Origin of the sequence: Streptomyces sp. NPDC091292 (assembly GCF_044757265.1) — a bacterium.
GTDB lineage: Bacteria > Actinomycetota > Actinomycetes > Streptomycetales > Streptomycetaceae > Streptomyces.
The window spans coordinates 179,477-201,816 of record NZ_JBIVUQ010000014.1; the positions used below are offsets into that span (position 1 = coordinate 179,477).

Consider the following 22,340-nt stretch of genomic DNA (forward strand, 5'->3'; position numbering starts at 1 on the left):
CGCAAACCGGCCACCGAGGCAACGGTCCCCAGATTCCGAACCGGTCGACCCGCGGAGCGACTAGTACCGCAGCACCGCCGCAATATGGTCCTGCTCCGCCAACGTGCCGTCCGGCACGAACCGGACCTTCGCATCGGTGTCCAGGGACCGCTCCACGATCTCGTCCACCAGATCCTCGCGAGCGTCCAGATCACCGGCCTCCGCGGGGACCAGGTGCTCGCCGTCGTCCCGTACCGTCGTACGGTAGTTCTCCTCGACGGCGAGCACCCCCACCCGGCCGCCGAGCGCGCTCTGCCACACCTCGTCCACCCCGGCGGCGAAGTCCCGGCGGCCCCTGGCCTTGTCCAACTCCTGGAGCAGGGCGCCGATCTCCGCCTCGTGGTGCGCGGCGTGGAAGGGGCGCACGGCCTGCCACACCACGTCGGCCGGCCCGTCCGCGAGCCCGCCGTGCGGCACCCGGGAGGCCCCCCGGGAGACCGTGCCGGCGCCGTCGAGCAGGGAGAGCGCCGCCGCCTCACCGGCGATGTACAGGGGCCGGGGCGCCGCCGCCAGGACATGGCGCATCGCCTCGTCGGCGCCGCGCAGGAACTGCCGGGTCGCCTCGTCCGTGAAGGTGCTCGGCACATCGCCGATCCGCTCCTCGCGCTCCACGTCCTGCGCGGTCAGGCTGCGCGTCAGCGGGAAGCCGCCCTTGTGCACCTCGGTGACCCGCTCCGGGCCGCCGTTCCACAGCGAGACCCGGTCGGCCGAGACCGCCATGACCCAGTAGGGCCGCTCGGCCTCGCGCGCGGCGACCAGGTTCCGGGTCAGGAAGGTGTCGGCGAGGACCACGCGCTCGGGTGCGCTGCGGCCGAGATACCAGACCTGGTGTTCACCGGGCGCCGCGAAGATCGCGAGCCCGTCCTCGACATGCGCGAGGTCGACCTCGGCGTGCGCGCGGTCGAGCTGGTCCTCGACATCGGCGCGCCGTTCGCGGGTGACGGCGGGGTCGGCCCGCAGCCGCTCCTTCGCCTCGGCCAGCAGATTGCGCAGCCGTACGGGGTCCTGGGCGTTGTCCGGCTCACGGCGATGCGTCGGCATCACGAGCGAGACGGCGGGGTACGGGCGCGGGGCGCGCAGTCGGGCGAGGACGGCGGGAGTGAGTGCGGGATGCATGGAACCCTTTCCCGAGCGGGCGGATTGCGCCGGGCTGTACTGGACACCGGCCCGTGGTTTATTCCGGGTCGACCCGGAATAAACCCTATATCCGATTCTCGACTCGGGCATGTGAGCTGCACCGAACGGCGCAGTGCCCCCGGGAACGCCGAGGGGGCGGGCGACGGGAAGAAAGACCCCGTCGCCCGCCCCGGTGAGCGGTCGCCTTACGGCAGTAGGTTGATCTTGAAGGTGGACGTCGTGTTCTTCACGTCCTGTGCGTTGTCGCTCATCTTCAGGTTGTGGAAGGTGACTTCACCGACCGCGGGACCCTGCCCCGCCTCGGGCATCTCGTTCGCCCAGAGCCCGAAGCCCGACTTCGCGTCGTACGCGTCGCCGCTCTTGTGCGCCCCGGTGATCGTGACATCCGTGAGGATCGTGTCCTTGACCGGGAACTGTGGCTGGCCTCCCACGTAGTTGGTCTGGAACATGATGCCGCTGTACGTCGGATCGACGATGTCGACATTGTTGACGCGGATCCCCTGGAACACCTTCGACGCGGAGAACATCCAGATACCGGGGAAGGTCTGTCCGCCCCAGAAATGGCCGCCCGCGCGGACGATGGAGATGTTCTCCAGCGTCGTCGGTTCGGTGCCGAAGCCGTTCATCGGATAGCCGAAGTCCAGAGAGCTGACCGTGATGCCGGAGTAGACCAGGGTGTCCGCGATGTGGATGTTGCGGAAGGTGTTGTTGTAACCGCCGTAGACGGCGATTCCCGCGGCACGCCAGGTCAGGATCGTGGTCAGGTTCTCGTAGACGTTGTTCTTCTCGTCCGCGCCGCCCGCGTCGATCGCCGAGAACAGCGCGAAGCTGTCGTCGCCGGTCGCCCGCGCCTCGTTGTTGACGACGTGGTTGTCGGTGGAGCCGTTGGTCATGTTGACGCCGTCGGCGAACATGTTGCGGATACGGGAGTTCTTGATGGTGATGTTGTCGGTGTTGGCGCCCCAGTAGAGGCACACCATGTGCTCGTTCCAGATGTTGTCGATGGTGATGTCGGAGACGTTGGAGAAGTCGAACACCTTCCCCGGTCCGTCGATACGGGACGTGTAGTTCCCGAAGTACGCGAAGTTCGCGAACGACGAGCCCTTCGCCGAGTTCTCGGCGCGGAAGCCGATGTCCGTGTTCTCCTGCGACGACGGCGCGCGGAACCGGGTGAACCAGGGCCCGGCCCCGACCACCTGGACCGCCTTGCCGTACACCTGGAACTTGCTGGACGTCTCGTAGTCACCGGCCGGCAGATAGACACCGACCAGCTTGCCCGTGGTGTCCATGCGCACCTTGTCGAGCGCGTTCTGCACGTCCTGGTGCGCGAAACCGGTCGGTACGGCGTACGTCGCCGGGTCCGGGTTCGGTGTGGCGGTGACCTGCTCCATGCTGACGAAGTCGATGGCGTACTTGGAGGTGTTCGCCGCGTCCTTCTGGAGCCGGATCTTGCTGCCCGCCTGCACTGTACGGCCGAGCATGATGTTCGCCTCGTCATAGATGTGACGGGGGTCGCCCGCGCTCGGCGAGTTGCCGGGGCCCGCCTCGTTGCCGTACAGCCACGCGTACTTCGACGTGAGGTCGATGGCCTTGAGGAAGGTGCCGTCGACGTAGACGTTCAGCGTCGCGTTGGTGCCGCCGCCGCCCGCCGCGTCCGGGATGGAGAAGCGGGTGACCAGCGTGTTCGTGCTGGCCTTGGCCGTGAACTCCACATAGTTGCCGGTGTTGTCGAGCGTGACGGCCTTGCGGCCCGATGCCTCGCCCGCGATGTCACCGATGGTCCGGTTGGGGCCGACGGTCTTCGCGCCACCGCCGACGGTGCCGTCCTCGGCCTCGTACATGTCGAACGGCATGCTCGCGCCCCGCCCGACGAACAGCGGCTTGGACGAGGTGTTGTTCTCGCGCTTGACCGGGACCTCGTTGGCGTCGGCGGCGATCACGGTCTTCACCGTGAACTTGCCGTTCACCGCCGGCCAGGTACCGAGGTTGATCGCGTTCGAACTCGCCCCGGCCGCCAGGACCCCGTCGTACGCGCCCGTGAGGGTGCGGACCGTGGAGCCGTTCGCGTCGAGGACCGTCAGCGTGATGCCGTGGCTGCCGCCCGCCGACGCGATGGTGCCCTGGTTCTTCAGGACGACGGAGAACGTGACCGTGTCGCCCCCGGCCGGGGCGCTCGGCGACCAGTTCACCGCCGACGCGACCAGGTCCGAGCTGGACACCGGCTTGACGACCAGCGCTGTCGGACTGGTGTAGCTGTTGTTGCCGTCGTTCTGCTCGATGACCTTGTTGTCCGGGTCGACCACGGCACCGACCTGGTAGGTCCCGGCGTCCTTGGCGCCGATGGTCGCCGTGAAGGTCTTCGACTCACCGGCCGCGAGCGCGCTGACGGCGGCCGTGCCGACCTTGGTGCCGCCGAGCTGGAACGCGACATCGGTGGCGCCGGACGCGGCGTTGCCGATGTTGCGGACCGTCGCGGTGAGGCTGATCGGGTCGGACTCGATCGGGTCCGCGGGCGCGGAGGTGATCGAAGTGACGACCAGATCGGGGTTCGGCGCGGGGGTGCCGAGTACCTGGAACTCCGCGACCTGACCGGCCGGAGCACCGGTGTTCGCGGTGAACTTCAGCTGGACGTCCGCGACCCGGGCGGTCACGGGGATCGACACGGTGTTCCCGCTCGACGGGTTGAACGTGTAGTCCTTGCCCGCCACCAGACTGGTGAAGTCCGTCGCGTTCTGTTCCCGGCCGAGCACCTGGAACGTCTGCGTGCGCTGGCTCCACGCGGCGTCCGGGTTGAGCTTCACGACCACGGTGTTCACATCCGCGTTCGCGCCCAGCTTCACCGTCAGCGTGTTCGGGTAACTGCCTCCGGCGCCCTCCCAATAGGTGCTGGTCAGACCGTCGTTGGCGTTCGTCGCGACAAACGTGAACACCGACGAGGACGCGCTGATCGCCTTGCCCACGGCGAGATTCACGTCGTCGCTCGTGGAGCCGTTACGGGTCACCGAATTGCTGTTCGCGGACTGGTTGCCCGCGGCGTCCTTGGCCCGCACGTAGTACGTCACCGTCGCCGAGGACGGCTGGGTGTCGGTGTACGTGGTGACATCGCCTGCGACGCTCTTGAGGAGTGTCCCGTTGGCGTAGATGTCGTAGCCGGTGACCTTCACATTGTCGGTCGACGCCTGCCAGGTCAGTTTGACCTGACCGGCCACGGCCTCCGTGAAGGCGAGGCTGCCCGGCGCGGTCGGTGCCTGCGTGTCACCCGAGTCGCCGTTCCTGGTGACGGTGTTGCTGTTCGCGGACTGGTTGCCCGCCGCGTCCTTCGCGCGCACGTAGTAGGAGACCGTCTCGGACGCGGGCTGGGTGTCCGTGTACGTGGTGACGGCGCCGTCGACAGTTGAACGCAGCACCCCGTTGGCGTAGATGTCGTACGCGGTGACCTTGACGTTGTCCGTGGACGCCGTCCAGGTGAGTTTGATCTGGCCGGTCGCGGGCTCCGTGTACGACAGTGAGCCGGGCGCGGTCGGCGCCTGGGTGTCGCCGGTGGTGGGTCCGTAGACCTCAAGCTCGGACAACTGCCCGGCCGGCTGGCCCGTGTTGGCGCTGACCACGACGCGTACGTACCGCGTGGTGGTGGCGTCGAAGGAGAGCGTCGCCGACTGGTCGTTCGCGGCGCTGAACTCGTACCCCTTCGAGGCCACGAGGTCGGAGAAGTCCGTCCCGTTGGTGCTGCCCTGGATCTTCAGGGTCTGGGTCCGGGTGCCCCAGCCCGCCGGGAGCCGCAGCACGACCTTGTCCACGCGCAGGGACGCGCCGAGGTCGGCCTGGATCCACTGCGGGAGGTTGCCGTTGGCGCTCTCCCAGTAGCTGGAGCTGTTGCCGTCACCGGCGTTGGCCGGGATGTACGTCTGTGTGGAACTGCTCGCCGTGAACGTCTTGCCGCGGGCCAGGTTGCCCGAGGAGTCGCTCGCGCCGTGCACCTCCAACTCGGAGAGCTGGGCGGCTCCCCAGCCCGAGTTGGCGGTGATGTTCACCCGGACGTAGCGCGTCTGCGTCGCCGGGAAGGCGATCGTGACCGTGTTCGCCGACCCCGGGCTGAAGCTGTACGCGGCCGAGGTCTTGATGGTGTCGAAACCGGTGCCGTCGCTGCTGCCCTGCACGGACAGGGTCTGCGTACGGCTCTCCCAGGAACCCGGGAGCTTCAGGACGACCTCGTCCACGCGCGTGCTCGCGCCGAGGTCGGCCTGTACCCACTGCGGGAAGTCCGAGCCCGAACTCTCCCAGTACGACGACGCGTTGCCGTCGGTGACGTTCGCCGCGCCGTAGTCGGCCTTCGCGCTGCTCGCCTTGGCCGTCTTGCCCGCGGCGAGGTTCGGACCCCCGGCCGCCGAGGCGGTCAGGGCCGGGAGTCCGATCATCACGAGGGCGGCCGTGAGGAGGGCGGCCAGCGTCCGCCATCGCCAACGATGTCTTCTCATGCTTCCCCTGTCCATGGCTGCTTGATCCGGAGGCTCAGGTTCTTGCGTTCAGTTGTTGGAGAATTGCAGAACGGTGTTTTCAAGTCCACGGTTTGAACAGACCTTCTTGCTGAACCCTGCGTGATCGCGCACGGCCCTTGACGCCGGACTGGTCCGGTCCTTTACTGCTCCACGCGCCACTCGTTCAAATGACAGGCCATCGTTCAGTCATGTGAATCGCAGTGAAGGGATCGGAACTGTGCACACGACCATGTCGAAGACACAGCGCGCGGGCGCCGGCTTAGCCGCCGTCTGCGGGCTCCTGGCGGTCACCGCACCCCAGGCCCACGCCGAGGTCGAACCCGGCGGCTGGACATCCGAGTCACCCTCGTTCACCACCCAGGAGCGGGGCTGCGGCACCATCAGCGGGCTCACCTTCAGCCTGAGTTGCGGCGACACCAGTGGTGAGCAGCGTGCCGAGCGCCGCTACGCCACCTACACCGGCGGCACCCATCAGTTCGAGGGCTCGTTCCGGATCTCCAGCATGGGCGGCAGCCGGATCAGCCTGAAGCAGACCTTCCGTGACACCAGCGGCTCCCAGGGCCCGTTCTTCATGCTGGCCGTGGAGCGCGGCGGACGGCTCTACAGCGTGGAGGGCGGGGCCACCCTGTCGCCGAACGCGGGCACCGTCGGCGCCACCGTCCGGGTCAACACCGTGAACCAGGTCGGCAAGACCCACCGCACCTACATCAACGGCTCGTTGGTGAACGCGGTGTCGAGCGCGTCCGGCAGCTACTACGACAAGTTCGGCGCCTACCGCACCAACAGCGGCAACGGACCGGTCACCGTCAGCTGGAGCAACGTCAAGTTCTGGCGGAAGTGACCCGATGACGCCCCGGAATCGTGTACGGGTCCACCGGGTCCACCAAGTCCACTGGGTCGTTCGGATTCTTCAACGGGCCGTGCTCGTGGCCCTGTTGATTGGCGCCGGCACGGTGAGCTGCTCGGCACCGGAGCCCGGCGGGACCGCGACTTCCCCCGCCCGTGACCCCGCCCTGCGCGCCACGCGTGTCTCACCCGTCGACACCCGGCTGACCTGGACCACGGCGCCGTCCACCGCGTCCGGCCAGGCGCTGGAGTACGCGACGGACCCCAAGGGCCCGTACACGATTCTCGGGTATCTGCCGACCGGGGTGACGTCCTATCAGCACCCCCGGCTCATACCGGAGACCACCTTCTACTACCGCCTGCGCGCCTACACGGGCCCGGTCTCACGACCCGTGACGGTCGACCTGCCACCCGGCGGACCGGGCGCCGACGACCGGAACGACGACGCCGTCTGGGCCCGCCCCAGGACGGTCCGCGCCGAAGGCGTCGCCACGCACCCGCTGCGCGCCGCCGCTGCCGCACCCACCGCCCTCAAGGCAAAGGTCGAGCAGGCCAACGGCGTCTCCTTCACCTGGACCGACCACGCGTCCGACGAGGACGGCTACCTCCTGGAGAACAGACCCGAGGGCAGCGCCGCGTACCGCGTGGTGGCCGTCCTCGACCCCGACATCAACTCCTTCGGCCTCAGCACCCTCCCGGAGGAGAAGCACGCCTCGTACCGGGTCCGCGCCTTCCGGTACGGCGAGCGGTCGAACACGGTGCGGGTGACCACCGGCAAGGACCCCGGGGACGGCTGACGCGCGCCCGTCCCCGGGGTCCCCTTCCCGCAAGTGCGTGTTACGCCAGTGCCTGTTACGCGGTGTGCAGGGTCAGCCCGTAGCGGTTCAGGATCGGGTTGACCGGCTGGTACCAGGTCTCACCGCCGGAGCTGCAGTTGCCCCAGCCGCCCGACGTGACACCCTGCGCCTGGTCACCGCTGATGAAGGAGCCGCCCGAGTCGCCGCCCTCGGCGCACACGCTGGTCTTCGTCATCCCGTAGACCGCGCCCTGGCTGTAGTTGACCGTCTCGTTCTTGGCCAGCAGATTGCCGCAGCGCCAGTGCGTCGTGGAGCCCGACCGGCAGATCGAGGCGCCGATCGGGGCCTCGTTCGACCCGCGCACCAGCTGGTCGGAGACCTGACCCCAGCCGAGGACGACCGGGACGGTCCACCAGCCGCTGCCGACGTTCACCCAGGCGTAGTCGTTGCCCGGGAAGGTCGAGCCCTGGAAGTTGCCTATGTACGAGCGGTCCCAGCCGTACACCGCCGGTCCGGGGACCGAACAGTGACCGGCCGTCACGAACCCGCCGTACACCGAGAAGCCGATCGAACAGCGGACGTTGCCCGTGTAGTACGGGTCGCCGCCGACCGTGCCGGCCGCGAAGGTCGTCGGGGTGTGCGCGGTCTCGCCCACGGTCACGGGACCCGTCTTGCGGGCCTTGGCGAGGAAGGAGCGGACATCGTTGTCAGACTTCTTGGCCGAGACCACCTCGACCACCACGCGGCTCGTCTTCGGGTCGACGCGCCAACTGGCGACGCCCTGCGGCGCCTTGAGCTTGTCGATACGGGCCTTGGTGGCGTCCAGCTCCTTGGCGGTGTGCTCGACGAGCTTCACGCTCGCCCCGGTCGCCCGTACCGCCGACGCCTTGCTCGTGTCGGCCAGCGCGACGGTCAGCCGCGATGTCTCGGAGTCGATCCAGGAACCGCCGTACGACGAACCGGCGGCCTTGCGCGCCTTGCCCTCGACGGCGGTTGCCGTCTTCTCCGCCGCGATCCGCGCCTCGGCCTGACTTTTGGTCAGCCCGAAATCGCGCTGCATGGCGGAGAGCAGCGCCCCCGAGGCGGGAGCCTCGGCCGCGCCGGAGGACGCGGAGTTGTCGGCGGCCGACGCGGGGACGAGCCCCGCCGCGGTACAGAGGCCGGCGACGAGGAGTGCGGACAGGGCGGTACGCAGGGTCTTCGTGGGTCTCATGGGGTGTGGCCCTTCGTTGTTCCAGCGTGTGGGGGAGGAACAGCAAAGCCCCGAGAGAGCGCTCTCAGGGACTGCCGGTGGGGAGCCTAACGGAGGATCATGAGCAGGTCCATGCCAATGAACGGCCTCATGTGCGGTGTCCAGGAGGCGCACCGAGCGGTTTCGGACACGAGTTGTCGTGAAGCAGTCTGGAGACTGGCTGGAATCGCATGGTGACAGCGAGTCAATAGGGGCAATAGAGAGGGGAAGGAGCTACGGGGGCCCCGAAACCCCGTGCTCGGCACGCAGACGCCACGGAGGTGGCCGTGCACGACGAATTCCTGTGCCAGCTCACCGCGTACGGCGTGTGCGGCGGTCAATGGGTCGGCGTACCGCTCGGCACCTATCGCGCGCCCACACTGCCGCTCGCCCTGTGGTGGCTGCGGGACCGGGCCCTGTGGATCGCCGAAAGGCTCGATCCCGACCCCGAAGGAGCACCCTTCCCGTCGGGCGCGCTGGCGCCCGTGGCGGACGGCACCCCCGACGTCCCCACCGCCCTGCGGGTGTGGTGCGGCGACCCGGCCCAACAGGACGCCGTGGCGGTGGAGTTGACGGGCGGCCGGCTGATGCGGTTCGCCGCCCAGGACGACACCACGGAGTACGAACTGATGGCGGAGTCCGTGGACGCCCTGCGGATGCAGCGCATGGCGTCCCGCTTCGGGATACCCGCGGGCGCGGGGTTGTGGTGACTTCGAGCCACGGTCCGGGACGCGACGGCTGCCGCCGGGTTCGTGGCGTTCGCGGCGGGGTTCGCGGCGTTCGCGGCCGGGTTCGCGGCGGTTGCGGCCGGGGGACCGACCCGCACGCGTAACCGCCGTCGTCACACCCGCGCGTCCCGGAACCCGTCCCGAACGGTGCGTCCCGGGTCGCGCTCGGCTCAAGTACCGCCCTGTGCTTCGATGTACGCGACCGGCACGCGGGACGGAGACGGGCGGGTCGTACGGCACACCGGGAAGTCTGTGAGGCTGGCGGGGCATGACCGAGGAGGAGTTCGACGTGTTCTACGCCGCCGCGTTCCCCCGCCTCGTGGGCCAGATGTTCGCCCTCACCGGCGACCGCAACGAGGCCCAGGACGTCGCCCAAGAAGCCTTCGTACGGGCCTGGGACAAGCGTCAGCACCTGCTCGCCGACCAGGCTCCCGAGGCCTGGGTGCGCACCGTCGCGATGCGGCTCGCCGTGAGCCGCTGGCGCCGCGCCCGCCGCTGGGCCGACATCGTGCGCCGCACCCCGCCTCCCGAACCGACGCCGGGCCCAGGACCGGAACGCACCGCGCTCGTCCAGGCGTTGCGGAAGCTTCCGGAACCGCAGCGCCTTGCCGTGGTCCTGCACCATCTGTGCGACATGAGCCTGGAACAGGTAGCCTCCGAAACCGGCGCGCCGATCGGCACCGTCAAGGCCCGGCTGTCGCGTGGACGCACCGCGCTGGCCCGGCACCTGTCCCTGGCGGACGCGGAAGCCCTCGGCGAGACGGGTGAGAAGGGTGAGAAGGAGGACGGCCGTGTCCGATGATCGCCTCACTCTCGCGCTGCGCGACCTCGCCGCCGGGCACCGCATGCCACCGGTCGTGCCCGCCGCCGAGATCCGCCGCCGGGCCGTACGCCGCAGGCGGATGCGCAGGACGGGCCTCGCCGGGAGCGCCGCCGTCGGCATCGCCGCCCTCACCCTCGCGCTCACCGCCGACTTCGGCGACGAGGCGCCCCACACCCGCCCGGTCCGGGCCGCCGCACCCAGCGACACCGAGGAGCCGTTCGCCACGGTCGACCTGGAGCGCCGGGCCATGACCGTCGACGGCCGCGACCTCCCGGTCTCCACGGGCGACGCCAAGAGCCCGACGCCCACCGGCCGCATGACCGTCGTCGCCAAATACGCGACGCAGCGACTCTCCGCCACCTCGGCGACCTTCGGCATGTACGACATGAGACTGCCGTGGGTGGTGCAGTTGCGTACGCCCAGTGGCGGCACGAACTACATCGTCGCGCTCACGTTCAACGAGAAGGCGCCGGGCGAGTACGACGCCACGGGCGGCTGGATCGGACTGCGTACGCGCGACGCCAAGTGGCTCTACACGCAGGTCAGGCCGGGCGACGAGGTGACCGTCGAGGGCCCGGAGCCCGCCAACGCCACCACCTCCGCCGTCCCGCGCGGCAAGGTCACGACCCAGCCGGGGCCGCGGTGACCGGCGACGAGGGGGTCGGGGCGAGGATGACCGGCGACGACGTACTCGCCGTCCTGGCGCTGCTCCACGACGCGGGGGCCGAAGTCTGGATCGGCGGGGGCTGGGGGATCGACGCGCTCGTGGGACGGGCCACCCGCCCGCACCGGGACCTGGACCTGGTCCACCGGGCCGAACAGGAACCGGACTTGCTCGCCGCGCTCGGCGCCGCCGGGTTCACGGAAACCGTCGACTGGCGGCCCGTCCGCTTCGTCCTCGCCGACGGCCGGGGCCGTGAACTCGACCTGCACCCCTTGGAGTTCGCACCCGACGGCTCAGCGGTCCAGACGTCCATGGACCCGGAGCACCCCTTCACCTACCCGGCGTCCTGCTTCTCCACCGGCACGATCCAGGGCGCCACCGTCCCGTGTCTCTCCGCCGAGCAGCAGGTCCGCTTCCACCAGGGGTACGAGCCGGCGGAGCGGGACCTGCACGACATGGCGCTGCTGCGCGACGCCTTCGGGATCGCCACCCACTTCTGACGGAGTCTTCCGACGGAGTCGAGGAGGCGCGGCCTTCAGACGAGCAGCCGCAGCCGGGTGTCCGCGACGCCGAGCCGTACCGTCTGCCCCCAGGTGAACTCCAGCGCGTCCGACTCCATACCGTCTCCGAAGGCGACCAGGCGTTCCGACTCGACCGTCAGCCGCAGCCGTCCGGCACGGGTGAGTGTGCCCTGGACGCGGGTGGTGCCGGTGGCGGGCGACGGCCATGCCTCGCGGACGAACCAGGCGAGCGCCGGATCGGTCGGTCCCGGCAGTGCGAGGGCGCTCCCGCGCTCCAGCCACAGGGACCGCAGCCAGCCGGTGGCACCCGTGCCGGTGCCGACGACCAGACCCGACGACGCCTGCGCCTCGTCGCCGTCGGAGCCCTTCCCGCCCTTCCCGCCCTTCGAACCGGCGCCGCCCGGCGGGTCCGTCCCCAGGAGGTAGCGGGACGTCTGATGGTCGGGTCTGCCCAGATAGATCTCGTTGAGCGCGAGCAGCCGTTGGGTGTCGTCGGCGACGGCCTCCACCATCGTGAGGTCGTCGAAGGCGCCCGTACGCGACACGGCGGCGCGCAGCAGCGCCGCCGTGTCCCGCGCCCGGTGCCGTACGAGGACCCCGGGGTTGCGCCCGGGGTCGCTGTCGATACCGATCACCGGCTGACCCGCGAGGTACTTGGCGGTGTTCGCGACGAGACCGTCCTGCCCCACGACCACGACCACGTCCTCGGGTGCGAACAGGAACCGGTCCAGATCGGAGCGCTCGACGCGTACGTGACGCCATGCCAGCGGAACGGCGGCCGTCACCTCGGCGAGCGCGCTGTGTGTGCGGGCATGCCGGTCCGCCGCCTCCGTCAGGCTCCGGCCGCGTGAGGCGCCGCGTGAGGTGAGGAAGAACTCGGCCTGCCCGTGGGTGCCGTGGTGGGCCAGCAGCTCCTGGTACTCGGTGACCCGGTGGACCAGGACCACACGCGGCGCGAGGCTCACGGCCGTCCGCCTCCCGTGGCGCCGAGCTTCGCGAGGAGCCCCGTCAGGACGTCGGGCGAGAGCGTCAGGCTGTCGATGCGCGGCAGGTTCTCGGCGAGCCGCGTCAGACCCAGGGCATGCAGCGTCGCCGGATCCACCTCGGCGTGCACCCGCAGCCAGGCCGCCTGCGCGTCCGCGCGGGCCTCGCCCACCTGCCGGGCCGCCTCGGCCTCCGCGCGGGCGAGCCGCACACTGCGGGCCGCCTCCGCCTCGGCGCGTACCGCGTCGGCCGCCGCGCTCTCCTCCGCCTCGCGCCTGGTGTTGGTGCCGCGCTGCTCGACCAACTCCTCTTCACGGCGGGCGAGTTCGATCTTGCTGGCGAGTTCGTTCTCGGCGATGGCGCGCTCCCGCTCCACCGCGACGGCCCGCCGCTCGTACGTCGCCCGGTCCGCCTCCTGCTGGATCTGTTCCCGGGCGGGGGTCCGCAGGGCGCGTTCGACGTCGGGTTCGGGGCGGATCGCGACGACGCGGACCGCGACGACTTCGAGTCCCGTCGCGGGCAGCCGCGGCTCGGTGGCGAGACCTTCCTCGATCCGCTCCCTCACAGAGGCGACGCCGGTGAGCAGGACGTCGGCGAGGGGGCTGCGGGCGAGGGTGTCGAGCGTGTGCTGCTGTGCGGCCTCCGTGAGCAGGGTGGAGATCTGCTCCAGGGGTGTGCCGCGCCAGACTCCGGTGTCCGGGTCGACGGAGAAGTCGAGGCGGGCGGCGGCGAGGGCCGGGTCGCCGACGCGGTACGTGACGGTGGCCTGCACCGTGACGTCCTGGAAGTCGGCGGTCCTGGCGTGAAAGGCCATCGTCAACTCGCGGTCGTCCACGGGCACTTCGGAGAGCGCGGCGGTCAGCGACCGGTACCAGAAGCTGAGCCCCGGGCCGTCGTGGACGAGCTTGCCGCCCTTGTGGTGCCGGACGTGTGCGGTGGGCGCGGAGCGCAGGTGTCGCCAGCCGAGGCGCCTGCTGATGTCGGCCATGGAGATCCCCCTTTTCGTCATGGCGACGATATCGGTCCGCGCCGATTATCGTCAAGGAGACGAAAGGGGGCATCCGCGCGCCCCCGCGCCCGGCTCCGCTGGTAGCTTCTCACCGTGATTCCCGGCGAGAGCGGGCCCCACGTGACCCTGTGTCTGGACGCGCCCCCGCGCCTGGCGAGCCTCGGCGTGGGCGTCCACGGCACCACAGGCCCCACGGACACCTTCCGCCTCCCTGATCTGTGGCAGTTCCACCTGTACGGGTACACGGCCGACCTCACGGTGGACGGCACCCCGTACGCGATCCGGCCCGGCCGCGTGAGTCTGGTCCCGCCCGGGGCCGAGGTCCACTTCCGGTACCGGGGGCGGTCGGAGCATCTGTACGTACACTTCGCGCCGAGCGACACGGGTGCGCCAGCTGCGACAGGTACGACAGGTGCGGCCCTGGCGGTTCCGGTGATGCAGGACGCCGGCGCCGAGACACCCCTGCTGACGGGACTGCTCCGCCGCGCCGTCGCCGTGGCGCCCCGTAACCCCGCACGTGCCGCCGCCGAGGTGTGGACGGCGCTGTGGTGCGTCGCAGAACTGGCAGAACTGGCCGCGCCGGACGGGGGACCGCGCCGGGCGCCCGCCCCCGTCGCGGCGGCGATGGCGCACATCGAGTCACATCTCGCGGGGCCGCTGACCGTGCCCGACCTGGCGAGGGCCGCCGGTGTCTCGCACAACCATCTGACCCGGCTGTTCCGCGCGGAGACCGGCGGCACCGTCGTCGCCTACATCCGCGCCCGCCGGATGGAGCGGGCCCGGCATCTGCTGCGCGAGTCGACCCTGTCGATCTCGGCCGTTGCCGCATCGGTCGGTATCGCCGACCTCCAGGCGTTCAACAAGGCGTGCCGCCGCGAACTCGGCGCGTCCCCGCGCGCCCTGCGCGGCGGCACCATCTGATCCCGGTCAGTCCCGCCCCTTGCCCCGGTACACGTCCAGATCCCCGTCGAGTTCCAGGGCGAGGACCGTCGCGTACGGGTCGATGTCACCGGGCGCCGGCGCGTCGATCCACGTCACACCGGGCACCTCGTGCAGCCCGCCGACGACGACATGGCCGAGTTCCGCGCCCGTGCCGACGACGCGGACCCGTTTCACCGGCGTACGCAGCCCCCGTACCGCGACATGCTCGCGCGGCGCGTCGAAGCAGAACAGGTACAGGGTGCGGCCGTCGGCGGACAGGGTGCTCGGGCCGTAGTGGTGGCCCGGGGGCAGTCCGGCGGACGTGCCGTACACCGCGTCGGCGTGCCGGGCGATCCAGTCGCCGAGGCCCGTCAGCCGCTCGGCCTGCGCCTCAGGCACCGTGCCGTCCTCGCGGGGGCCGACGCCGAGGAGGAGGTTGCCGCCCATGCCGATCGTCTCGGCGAAGTAGCGCACCAGCATGCCGACCGACTTGTGGCGGTCGTCGGCGGGCTGATGGCCCCAGGAGTCGTTGACCGTCAGACACAGCTCCCAGGGCCCGTCCGGGATCCGCACCGGCAGGCCCTGCTCCGGGGTCGCGTAGTCGCCCTGGCTCAGCATGCGCGCGTTGAGGACCGTCTCCGGGTTGCCCGCCAGGATGCGCCGCGCCAGCTCCCGTATCCGCCACTGTTCCTCGCTGCGCTCCCACTCCCCGTCGAACCACAGCAGGTCGGGCCGGAACCGCTCCACGAGTTCGCCGACCTGGCCGTCGCGGTACGCGAGATAGCGCGCCCATGCCGCCGGGTCCTCGACGCCGTCCTTCGGGGTCACGTACGGGTTGGTGGCCACACCGTCGTGAGCCGGCGGGTCGGGGTGCACGACGCTCGCGTAGTCCGGGTGGTTCCAGTCCGAGTGCGAGTAGTACAGGCCGACCTTGAGGCCGCGTTCGCGCAGCGCGTCGACATAGGGGGCGACCAGATCGCGGCCCGCGGGGGTGCGGCGGACCACGTTCAGGTCGCCGTGGGCCGTGCCCCACAGGGCGACGCCGTCGTGGTGCCGGGCGGTGAGTACCGCGTACCGGGCACCCGTCCGCGCGAACAGGTCGGCCCAGGCGCGCGGGTCGTAGCGGGACGCGGTGAATCCGTCGAGCTGCCGCATGTACCGGTCGTGCGGGACGTCGCCTGTGTAGAACGCCCAGGACTCGGGCACGCCGTCGACCGCGTAGATACCGTAATGGAGGAAAATGCCCAACTTTGCGTCGGAGAACCAGGGTTGCATCGGCATGCCGTCACGCTAGGCGGGGGCGGTCGGGCGGCGCGTGGGCAGGGGTCACCATTGGTGGTCCGTTTTCACCCTTGGGGTCCGAGTGGTGCCGTGCAGCCCCGGTGTCGCTCTGCTGTCGCGTTGCTGTCGCCCCGGGTTCGCGCGCGGCCGGATTCGATCGCCGACGGTGGCGCCCAAGTGGCGCCCGGCGCATGCTCGTTGATGATCGACCGGGGCGGGCCCGCCGAGTGCGGGGGAGCGAGGGGGACACAGTGCTGGACCGAGAACGCAGGACCGGGGCCGGCGGCACGCTCGACCGTGTCCTCTCCTGGGGCACGCTGCCGCTAGCGGCGACCGCGCTGACCGTGACCGTCGCCGTCTACACCGCGCTCGTCGCCCTCGGCAACATCACGGACTTCGGGACCAATCAGCAGTTCGTCCGGCATGTCCTCGCGATGGACACCACGTTCAAGGACCCCGACCTGATGTGGCGCGCGATTGATTCGCACACCCTCGCCGACATCGTTTACGTGGCCGTCATCGTCTGGGAGACCGTCGCGGCGGTGCTGCTGCTGACGTCCGCCTGGCTGTGGTGCCGGGCCCTGGGGCGGTCGGGCGGCGCCGACCGCGCGCGGCGCGCGGGCACCCTCGGCCTGGTCATGCTGCTCCTGCTCTTCGGGCTCGGTTTCATCGGGATCGGCGGCGAGTGGTTCGCCATGTGGCAGTCGGAGAACTGGAACGGCCTGGATGCGGCGATCCGGGTGGTCACCCTGGCCGGCGTGACGCTGATCGTGACGCATCTGGCCAAGGACTGAAGCCCAAGGACTGAACCCGTCCCACCGTCCTCGGTCGGGCGGGCGCACATGCCTACCAATGGGTAGAATTCCGGCATGGTAGAGCGGCCCGTCGTGCCGACCGCACCGGACCTCGTCCTGGAGACCGACACGGGTTCCACGGTGCTGACCCCGGGCCGGGACTACCACGTGGGGCGCGACCCGTCGAGCGACATCGTCATCGACGACCCCCGGGTCTCCTGGCACCACGCGGTCATCCGGGTGGAGGCCGACCACTGGACCCTGGAGGACGAGGGCAGCACGAACGGCACCTACGAGGAGGGCCTGCGCATCTTCGCGCACGGCGTCGGCCCCGGCTCCGAGATCCGTTTCGGCAGCCCGGAGGACGGCCCCCGCGTCCTGCTCACCGACCGTGACCTGCCGCCGTCGCCCGCGCCCGTACCGCTCTCGCAGGCCCATCCGCTCACCGCCCGCCCCGCCGCCGTCGTCGCCCCGGCCGTCAGCGGCACCTTCCGGCACCCGGCCTCCGTCCGCCCGCTGCCCACCCGCACCGTCCGGATCGGACACGCCGCCGACAACGACCTCGTCATCGACGACCTCGTCGTCTCCCGCCACCACGCCGAACTGCGGACCCACGCCGACGGCACGTACGAGATCGTCGACCTCGGCAGCCACAACGGCACCTATCTGAACGGCCGCCCGGTCCGGCGGGCCCCGGTCGTCGAGGGTGACATCGTCGGCATCGGTCACTCGACGTTCTGCCTCGTCGGCGACCAGTTGCAGGAGTACGTCGACACGGGCGAGGTCTCCCTCGACGTACAGGACCTGACCGTCGAGGTGGACCAGGGGCGCAAGACGCTGCTCGACGACGTGTCGTTCCCCGTCGGCGAGAAGTTCCTGCTCGCCGTGGTGGGCCCGAGCGGCGCCGGCAAGACGACGCTCCTGAACGCCCTCACCGGACTGCGCCCCGCCGACCACGGCACCGTCCTCTACGACGGCCGCGACCTCTACCACGACTACGCGGAGCTGCGCCGCCGTATCGGACTCGTACCGCAGGACGACATCCTGCACGCCCAGCTCACCGTGCGCCGCGCCCTCGGCTACGCGGCCCGGCTGCGCTTCCCGCAGGACACCTCCGACGCCGAACGCCGGGCCAGGGTCGAGGAGGTCATCCGCGAACTCGGCCTGGAGCAGCGCGCCGACCAGCCCATCCACCGCCTCTCCGGCGGCCAGCGCAAACGCGTCAACGTCGCCCTGGAACTCCTCACCAAACCGTCGCTGCTCTTCCTCGACGAGCCCACCTCCGGACTCGACCCCGGCATGGACCGCTCCGTGATGAACATGCTGCGCGGCCTCGCCGACGACGGCCGCACGGTCGTCGTCGTCACCCACAGTGTGCTCAGCCTCGACGTCTGCGACCGGCTGCTCATCCTCGCGCCCGGCGGCAGGATCGCCTACTACGGTCCACCGCGCGACGCCCTGCCGTACTTCGGGTTCACCGAGTGGCCCGAGGCGTTCGAGGCGTTCGAACACGACCGCACGCGGGACTGGGCGGGCGAGTACTGGGCATCCCCGCTCCACGAGATGTACATCGTCGCCCCCGCGGCCCCCGTCGCCCTGCCGGACCTCCCGCACGACGCGGTGACCATCGTTCCCGCGCCGCCGCCGAAGGCCCAGAGCTGGGGCGCCCAACTGCGCACCCTGGTGAGACGGTACGCCGCCGCGCTCGGCGCCGACCGGACCTTCCTCGTCATCATGGTCGTGCTGCCGTTCGTGATGGGCGCCATGGCCCGCGCACTCGCCGGCAGCCGGCTGACCCAGCAGACCGCGATGAACGCGCTGCTCATCCTGTGCGTCGGCGGCGTCCTCACCGGCGCCGCCAATTCCGTACGGGAACTGGTGAAGGAGCGTGTGATCTACCGGCGGGAACGGGCCGTCGGGCTCTCCAGATCCGCGTACCTGATGTCGAAGGTCATCGTCCTCGGGACCATCACCGTGCTCCAGGCCGTCGTGCTCACCCTGGTCGCGCTCCTCGGCGTCGACCTCGACGCGCCCGGCGGCAGAGGGGTGTTCCTGCCACCCCTCGTGGAGATCACCCTCGCCGTCGCCCTGTTGGCGTTCACCTCGATGATGCTCGGCCTCCTCGTCTCCGCGCTGGTGCGCAAGGAGGAGGTCACCATGCCGCTCCTGGTGCTCCTCGCGATCGTCCAGGTGGTGTTCTGCGGCGCCCTGCTGAAACTGCACGGGGTGCCGGGGCTTGAACAGGTGTCCTGGCTGGTGCCCTCGCGGTGGGCGCTCGCCGCGATGGGCAGCACGGTCGACCTCGCGACGATCGCCCCGGGCAACCTGACCGCCGACCCACTCCTGCACCACTCGCCCGGCGTCTGGCTCCTCGACATCGGCATGCTCGTCGTCCTGTCGGCGGTCTTCGGGTACGTGATCACCCGGCTGCTGAGGAGACAGGAGCCCGCGGTCATGCGGAGGTGACACCGGGGGGCGAGCCGAAGCGGGCCGCTGCCCCCTGCGTACCTGTTTACCTGTGTACGAGTCCTTACCTGCGCGCGACCCCGCCGCGTCGCCGCACCCCTCGGGCCGACAGCGCGCCCAGGAAACCGGCGACCAGGCCCCACAGCGCGGCGAACCCCAGCGCCGTCCACCAGTGGGGCCACAGGACGACCTCGCCGGACAGGGCGCCGCCGACCGAGCCGATGCCGAGCAGCGAGAGTCCGTAGTGCGCGGAGACCCGGGCGAGGAGGCAGATCGCGAGCACCGTCACGACCAGCGCGACCGCGAAACGCACGGCGTGCCGCCAGGCGGGCACCAGGGTGGGCGAGCGGGCCGCCGACAGGAACGCGGCGGCCAGCAGCAGCACCGCCGCGACGACGATCAGCCACCACGCCCGGCCGTCGACGGCGGCGAGCGTACGGACGTTCACCGTCGAGTTCCCGGGGTGGCGCAGCACGGTGTCCAGGATCTGCGGCATCGGCAGCCCGAACGGCCCTTCGACCCGGCCCTCCCACGAGACCCCGAGCCCGAGGGTGAAAGCGAGCCACACCAGGTTCGGCAGCCCGAGCAGCAGCACGGCGAACGTCTCCGCCGTGTGCCCCCGGCTCGCCGCCACGACCAGGCCGACGACGAGTCCTCCGGCGACGTAGGTGAGCAGCAGCACGACCATGGCGTGCGCGGTCGGCCGTACCGACTCATGGAAGGGGACGAGCCGGGACGGGAGTGGGGCGCTGCGGGAGGCGAGGAGCGTCAGCACGAAGAGACCGGCCAGCCAGACCAGGCCGATCACGACGGAGAGGGGCACATCGGCCCGGAAGGCGACCGTCGGTGAGGTGCCCAGCAGGTTGCCGATCGCGTTCAGCGTGCCGTTCCCGGTCGACACCGCGAACTCCTGCCTGGCCGCGAGGGACAGCCCGATCAGAGCCAGGGCCCACAACACGGCGATCCGCGCGGCCCAGCCGGCGAGTTCCCTTGTCCCCGCCACCGCCCGACGGCGGAGCGGACGCAGGAAGGCTGCGCCCATCACCAGCGCGCCGGCCAGCGTCACCGACAGCGGCAGCACCGTCAGGTCACCGTGTGTCGTGGCCAGGGCGCCCGCGCCGCCCGAGATGTCCACGGACCCGCCGACGGCGATGACGACGACCGCGACGACGACCCTCGGGAACGCGGAGTCCGGCAGCCCGTTCGCGCCGGCGGCCCACAGGCCGAGCGCGGCCAGGACGCCCATCGTGACGAGCGAGGCGAGCACCGCGATCAGCGCCTGGACCCAGCCCCAGCCGTGCGGAGCGGGCCGCACGGCAGCCGGTACGTCCGTACGGCGCGGCGATCTGGGCTGGCTCACGCAGTCACGCTAAGCAGCGCGCCCCCACGGCGCCCCTCGGGAGGGCCGACCGCGTCAGCTTGCCGTACAGCCGTGGCCGTCGCCGTAGCCGTCGCCGTCGCCGTCGTGGATCGGGCCAGGTCCGGTCGGGGGTGCGCGTCACCCGGCTGCCCGCCACCCCGGCGTGGCGGCCGAAGCGGTCGTGCGCAGGTGAGCGCGGGGCGCGGGGTCCGGCCGGGTGACGCTGCGTCAAATGTTCGGGCGTGTCCCTCGGCCGGGGCGCACGGTGGGGCGGTCACGCCCGCCTCCCCTCAGGAGACCCGTATGCCCGCTCAGCCCTCATGGCCGCGCACCGACCGAGCCCGGCCCCGTACCGCACTGCGTGGTCTGGCCGTCGTCGCCACCGTCATCGCGGTGGCCTCGCTGACGGTCACGCCCGTCCAGGCCGAATCCGGCCTGCCGTCGCACCACTGTGTGGTCAACGGCAAGGCGGCGCCCCCCGGCGACATGGTCAGGGGCACCCCGGGCAACGACGTGATCGAGTGCGAGAACGACGTCGAGAACGTCACGATCTGGGGCGACGACGGTGACGACAACATCCGCGTCAAGGGTCTCATCATCGACTCGCAGATCCTCGGCGGCGACGGCAACGACCGCATCCAGACCAGCCACTTGCTGCCGCGCCAGGGGCAGAGCACCATTCGGGGCGGCGCGGGCGACGACACCATCATCGTCGCGACCGTGATCGGCACCGCAGAGCACGGCGCCACCGTCTACGGCGACCAGGGCAACGACACCATCACCGTCGGCAGCGTCTTCGGCCAGCCAGGGCCGTTCATGCGCGGCGGCGGCCAGGTCTTCGGCAATGACGGCAACGACACCATCTCCACCGGTGTCATCGACTTCGGCGGCCGGGTGCTCGGCGGCAGCGAGGACGACATCATCGAGGCGAAGGGCGTCGGCGTCGAGACCGGCGGAGTCATCCAGGGCGGCCCCGGCCTGGACACGATCCGTGGCACCGGCGACACCGTCCTCAAGGTCGGACCGGGCTGGGGTGTCGTCGACGGCGGAATCGGCGAGGACACCTGCAAGGTCGAGCACGCCAACCCGGAACGTGCGCGCAGCACCATCGCCAGCTGCCCCTGACCAGGCCCCTGCCGGCGATACGCGAGCAGAACGCGCGAGCAGAGCGGCGCCCCTTCCCGGACCACCGGGGAGAGGCGCCGCTCCATGACCACCGAAGGTGACTGGTGCGTCCGCTACGGAACCAGCGGGCGCACCTCGTCGGCCACGAACCGTACGAACCCTTCGGGATCCGGTTCGTCGCCGGTGGGCTGGAGCACCACCGTGTCGGCGCCCGCCTCCACGAGCCGCTGCACCGCATCGGCCACCGCCCGCGCGTCGCCGGCGACCCCGAGGTCCGGGTCGGGTTCGGCGCCCTGGGCGGACAGTTCGGCGTGGAGGCGCACGGCGGCGTCGGGGCCGGTCGTGGTGAGGAGGTAGACGACGAACGGGTGGTCGCCGGAGCGCCCGGCCGCCGCCCGCCCCTCCCGCACCAGCGCCCGTGCCGTGCGTACCGTGTCGGGTGAGGCCGACGCGTCGAGGACCGTGCCGTCCGCCGCCTCGCCGGTCAGCCGTAGCGACCGTGGACCGGTCGCCCCCGCGAACACGGCGGGCGCCGTCGCGGGCGGCCAGTCGAGCGCCACGCCGTCGAGCCGCACATAGCGGCCCTGTGTGGTGACCCGCTCGCCCGCGAGGAGGGCGCGCAGCGCGGTCAGGTACTCGCGCAGCAACGTCACGGGCGACTCGACCCGGGCGCCGACCTGGCCCATCCAGTCCTGCACCCCGTGTCCGACACCGAGCGTCAGCCGCCCGGGGAACAGCCGGAGCAGCGTCGCGGTCTCCATCGCGGTGAGCGCGACGTTCCGCAACGGCACCGGCAGCAGGCCGACCCCGACCTTCAAGCGGTCGGTCCAGGCGAGCGCTGCGGCGGCACTGGCGATACCGCTCTCCAGGAAGCAGTCCTCCCAGAGCCAGAGTTCCTCAAGTCCGGCGGCCTCGGCCGAGCGGACCACCTGCCGCAGCCGTTCCGGGGGAAGCTGGGGACGGAAAACCGCTCCGAGATCAGTCATGCGCCCCTTCCTACCCGCCCGGCTCACCACGGACAACTGCTTTCCCTCCTGTCGACCAGGTGTGCGCACGGTGACCGGATGCGCCCCACGGGTGAGCCCCGCCGAACGGCCGTGTCCAGCCGTGACCTCGGG

The 22,340-nt window shown here is 70.9% G+C and carries 18 protein-coding genes; 10 read left to right on the plus strand and 8 right to left on the minus strand.

Translation table 11 applies throughout. From position 1 onward, the window contains the following. Positions 1–60 precede the first annotated feature (60 nt). A complete protein-coding gene (locus ACIQNU_RS31110) occupies positions 61–1,155 on the minus strand; it encodes a chemotaxis protein (protein WP_401372779.1) in 1,095 nt (364 codons plus the stop codon). Between the two features lie 206 nt (positions 1,156–1,361). After that, entirely contained in the window at positions 1,362–5,651 is a 4,290-nt protein-coding gene (locus ACIQNU_RS31115) for a discoidin domain-containing protein (protein ID WP_401372781.1), read from the minus strand. A gap of 250 nt (positions 5,652–5,901) precedes the next feature. On the opposite strand from ACIQNU_RS31115, the gene ACIQNU_RS31120 reads away from it, so the two are divergent. Further along, positions 5,902–6,513 carry a hypothetical protein gene (locus ACIQNU_RS31120; RefSeq protein ID WP_401372783.1) on the plus strand — a complete coding sequence of 204 codons (612 nt, stop codon included), beginning with the start codon at positions 5,902–5,904 and terminating at the stop codon, positions 6,511–6,513. 85 nt (positions 6,514–6,598) lie between these two features. Then, positions 6,599–7,315 carry a fibronectin type III domain-containing protein gene (locus ACIQNU_RS31125; protein WP_401372785.1) on the plus strand — a complete coding sequence of 239 codons (717 nt, stop codon included), beginning with the start codon at positions 6,599–6,601 and terminating at the stop codon, positions 7,313–7,315. A gap of 55 nt (positions 7,316–7,370) precedes the next feature. Here ACIQNU_RS31125 and ACIQNU_RS31130 read toward each other — a convergent pair whose 3' ends face one another. Then, positions 7,371–8,528 (minus strand): S1 family peptidase, encoded by a 1,158-nt coding sequence (locus ACIQNU_RS31130; RefSeq protein WP_401372786.1) that lies wholly within the window; start codon positions 8,526–8,528, stop codon positions 7,371–7,373. A gap of 305 nt (positions 8,529–8,833) precedes the next feature. On the opposite strand from ACIQNU_RS31130, the gene ACIQNU_RS31135 reads away from it, so the two are divergent. The 4 genes from ACIQNU_RS31135 to ACIQNU_RS31150 all read left to right on the plus strand — a co-directional run bounded on the left by ACIQNU_RS31135 (position 8,834) and on the right by ACIQNU_RS31150 (position 11,261). After that, on the plus strand, positions 8,834–9,256 hold the full coding sequence (locus ACIQNU_RS31135) for a hypothetical protein (RefSeq protein WP_401372787.1): 423 nt from the start codon (positions 8,834–8,836) through the stop codon (positions 9,254–9,256). Positions 9,257–9,542: 286 nt separating this feature from the next. After that, positions 9,543–10,076: a SigE family RNA polymerase sigma factor gene (locus tag ACIQNU_RS31140; RefSeq protein WP_401372789.1), complete on the plus strand. Its 534-nt coding sequence runs from the start codon at positions 9,543–9,545 to the stop codon at positions 10,074–10,076. Then, positions 10,066–10,743 carry a L,D-transpeptidase gene (locus ACIQNU_RS31145; protein WP_401372791.1) on the plus strand — a complete coding sequence of 226 codons (678 nt, stop codon included), beginning with the start codon at positions 10,066–10,068 and terminating at the stop codon, positions 10,741–10,743. The genes ACIQNU_RS31140 and ACIQNU_RS31145 overlap by 11 nt, the downstream gene beginning before the upstream one ends. Before the next feature lie 26 nt (positions 10,744–10,769). After that, positions 10,770–11,261, plus strand: a complete 492-nt coding sequence (locus ACIQNU_RS31150; protein ID WP_401372792.1) for a nucleotidyltransferase domain-containing protein — start codon at positions 10,770–10,772, stop codon at positions 11,259–11,261. Between the two features lie 35 nt (positions 11,262–11,296). Here the strand turns inward: ACIQNU_RS31150 and ACIQNU_RS31155 are convergent, their stop codons facing one another. Both ACIQNU_RS31155 and ACIQNU_RS31160 read right to left on the minus strand, forming a co-directional pair. Continuing rightward, positions 11,297–12,247 (minus strand): hypothetical protein, encoded by a 951-nt coding sequence (locus ACIQNU_RS31155; RefSeq protein ID WP_401372794.1) that lies wholly within the window; start codon positions 12,245–12,247, stop codon positions 11,297–11,299. After that, positions 12,244–13,254, minus strand: coding sequence for an SPFH domain-containing protein (locus ACIQNU_RS31160; protein WP_401372795.1), 1,011 nt, complete (start codon positions 13,252–13,254; stop codon positions 12,244–12,246). Before ACIQNU_RS31160 ends, ACIQNU_RS31155 begins: the two co-directional genes overlap by 4 nt. A 114-nt stretch (positions 13,255–13,368) precedes the next feature. On the opposite strand from ACIQNU_RS31160, the gene ACIQNU_RS31165 reads away from it, so the two are divergent. Then, on the plus strand, positions 13,369–14,196 hold the full coding sequence (locus ACIQNU_RS31165) for a helix-turn-helix transcriptional regulator (protein ID WP_401372797.1): 828 nt from the start codon (positions 13,369–13,371) through the stop codon (positions 14,194–14,196). A gap of 6 nt (positions 14,197–14,202) precedes the next feature. On the opposite strand, the gene ACIQNU_RS31170 is transcribed toward ACIQNU_RS31165, so the two are convergent. Then, entirely contained in the window at positions 14,203–15,477 is a 1,275-nt protein-coding gene (locus ACIQNU_RS31170) for an alpha-L-fucosidase (RefSeq protein WP_401372799.1), read from the minus strand. Between the two features lie 251 nt (positions 15,478–15,728). Here ACIQNU_RS31170 and ACIQNU_RS31175 point away from each other — a divergent pair, with 251 nt between their 5' ends. Both ACIQNU_RS31175 and ACIQNU_RS31180 read left to right on the plus strand, forming a co-directional pair. After that, a complete protein-coding gene (locus ACIQNU_RS31175; RefSeq protein ID WP_401372801.1) occupies positions 15,729–16,271 on the plus strand; it encodes a DUF2165 domain-containing protein in 543 nt (180 codons plus the stop codon). Positions 16,272–16,346: 75 nt separating this feature from the next. After that, positions 16,347–18,737 (plus strand): FHA domain-containing protein, encoded by a 2,391-nt coding sequence (locus ACIQNU_RS31180; protein WP_401372803.1) that lies wholly within the window; start codon positions 16,347–16,349, stop codon positions 18,735–18,737. Positions 18,738–18,801: 64 nt separating this feature from the next. On the opposite strand, the gene ACIQNU_RS31185 is transcribed toward ACIQNU_RS31180, so the two are convergent. Continuing rightward, positions 18,802–19,983 carry a streptophobe family protein gene (locus ACIQNU_RS31185; protein WP_401372864.1) on the minus strand — a complete coding sequence of 394 codons (1,182 nt, stop codon included), beginning with the start codon at positions 19,981–19,983 and terminating at the stop codon, positions 18,802–18,804. A 417-nt stretch (positions 19,984–20,400) separates the two neighbouring features. Here ACIQNU_RS31185 and ACIQNU_RS31190 point away from each other — a divergent pair, with 417 nt between their 5' ends. Then, complete coding sequence (locus ACIQNU_RS31190; protein WP_401372805.1) at positions 20,401–21,222, plus strand: hypothetical protein; 822 nt, start codon at positions 20,401–20,403, stop codon at positions 21,220–21,222. 113 nt (positions 21,223–21,335) lie between these two features. On the opposite strand, the gene ACIQNU_RS31195 is transcribed toward ACIQNU_RS31190, so the two are convergent. Next, entirely contained in the window at positions 21,336–22,208 is an 873-nt protein-coding gene (locus ACIQNU_RS31195) for an LLM class flavin-dependent oxidoreductase (RefSeq protein ID WP_401372807.1), read from the minus strand. Positions 22,209–22,340: the final 132 nt, after the last annotated feature.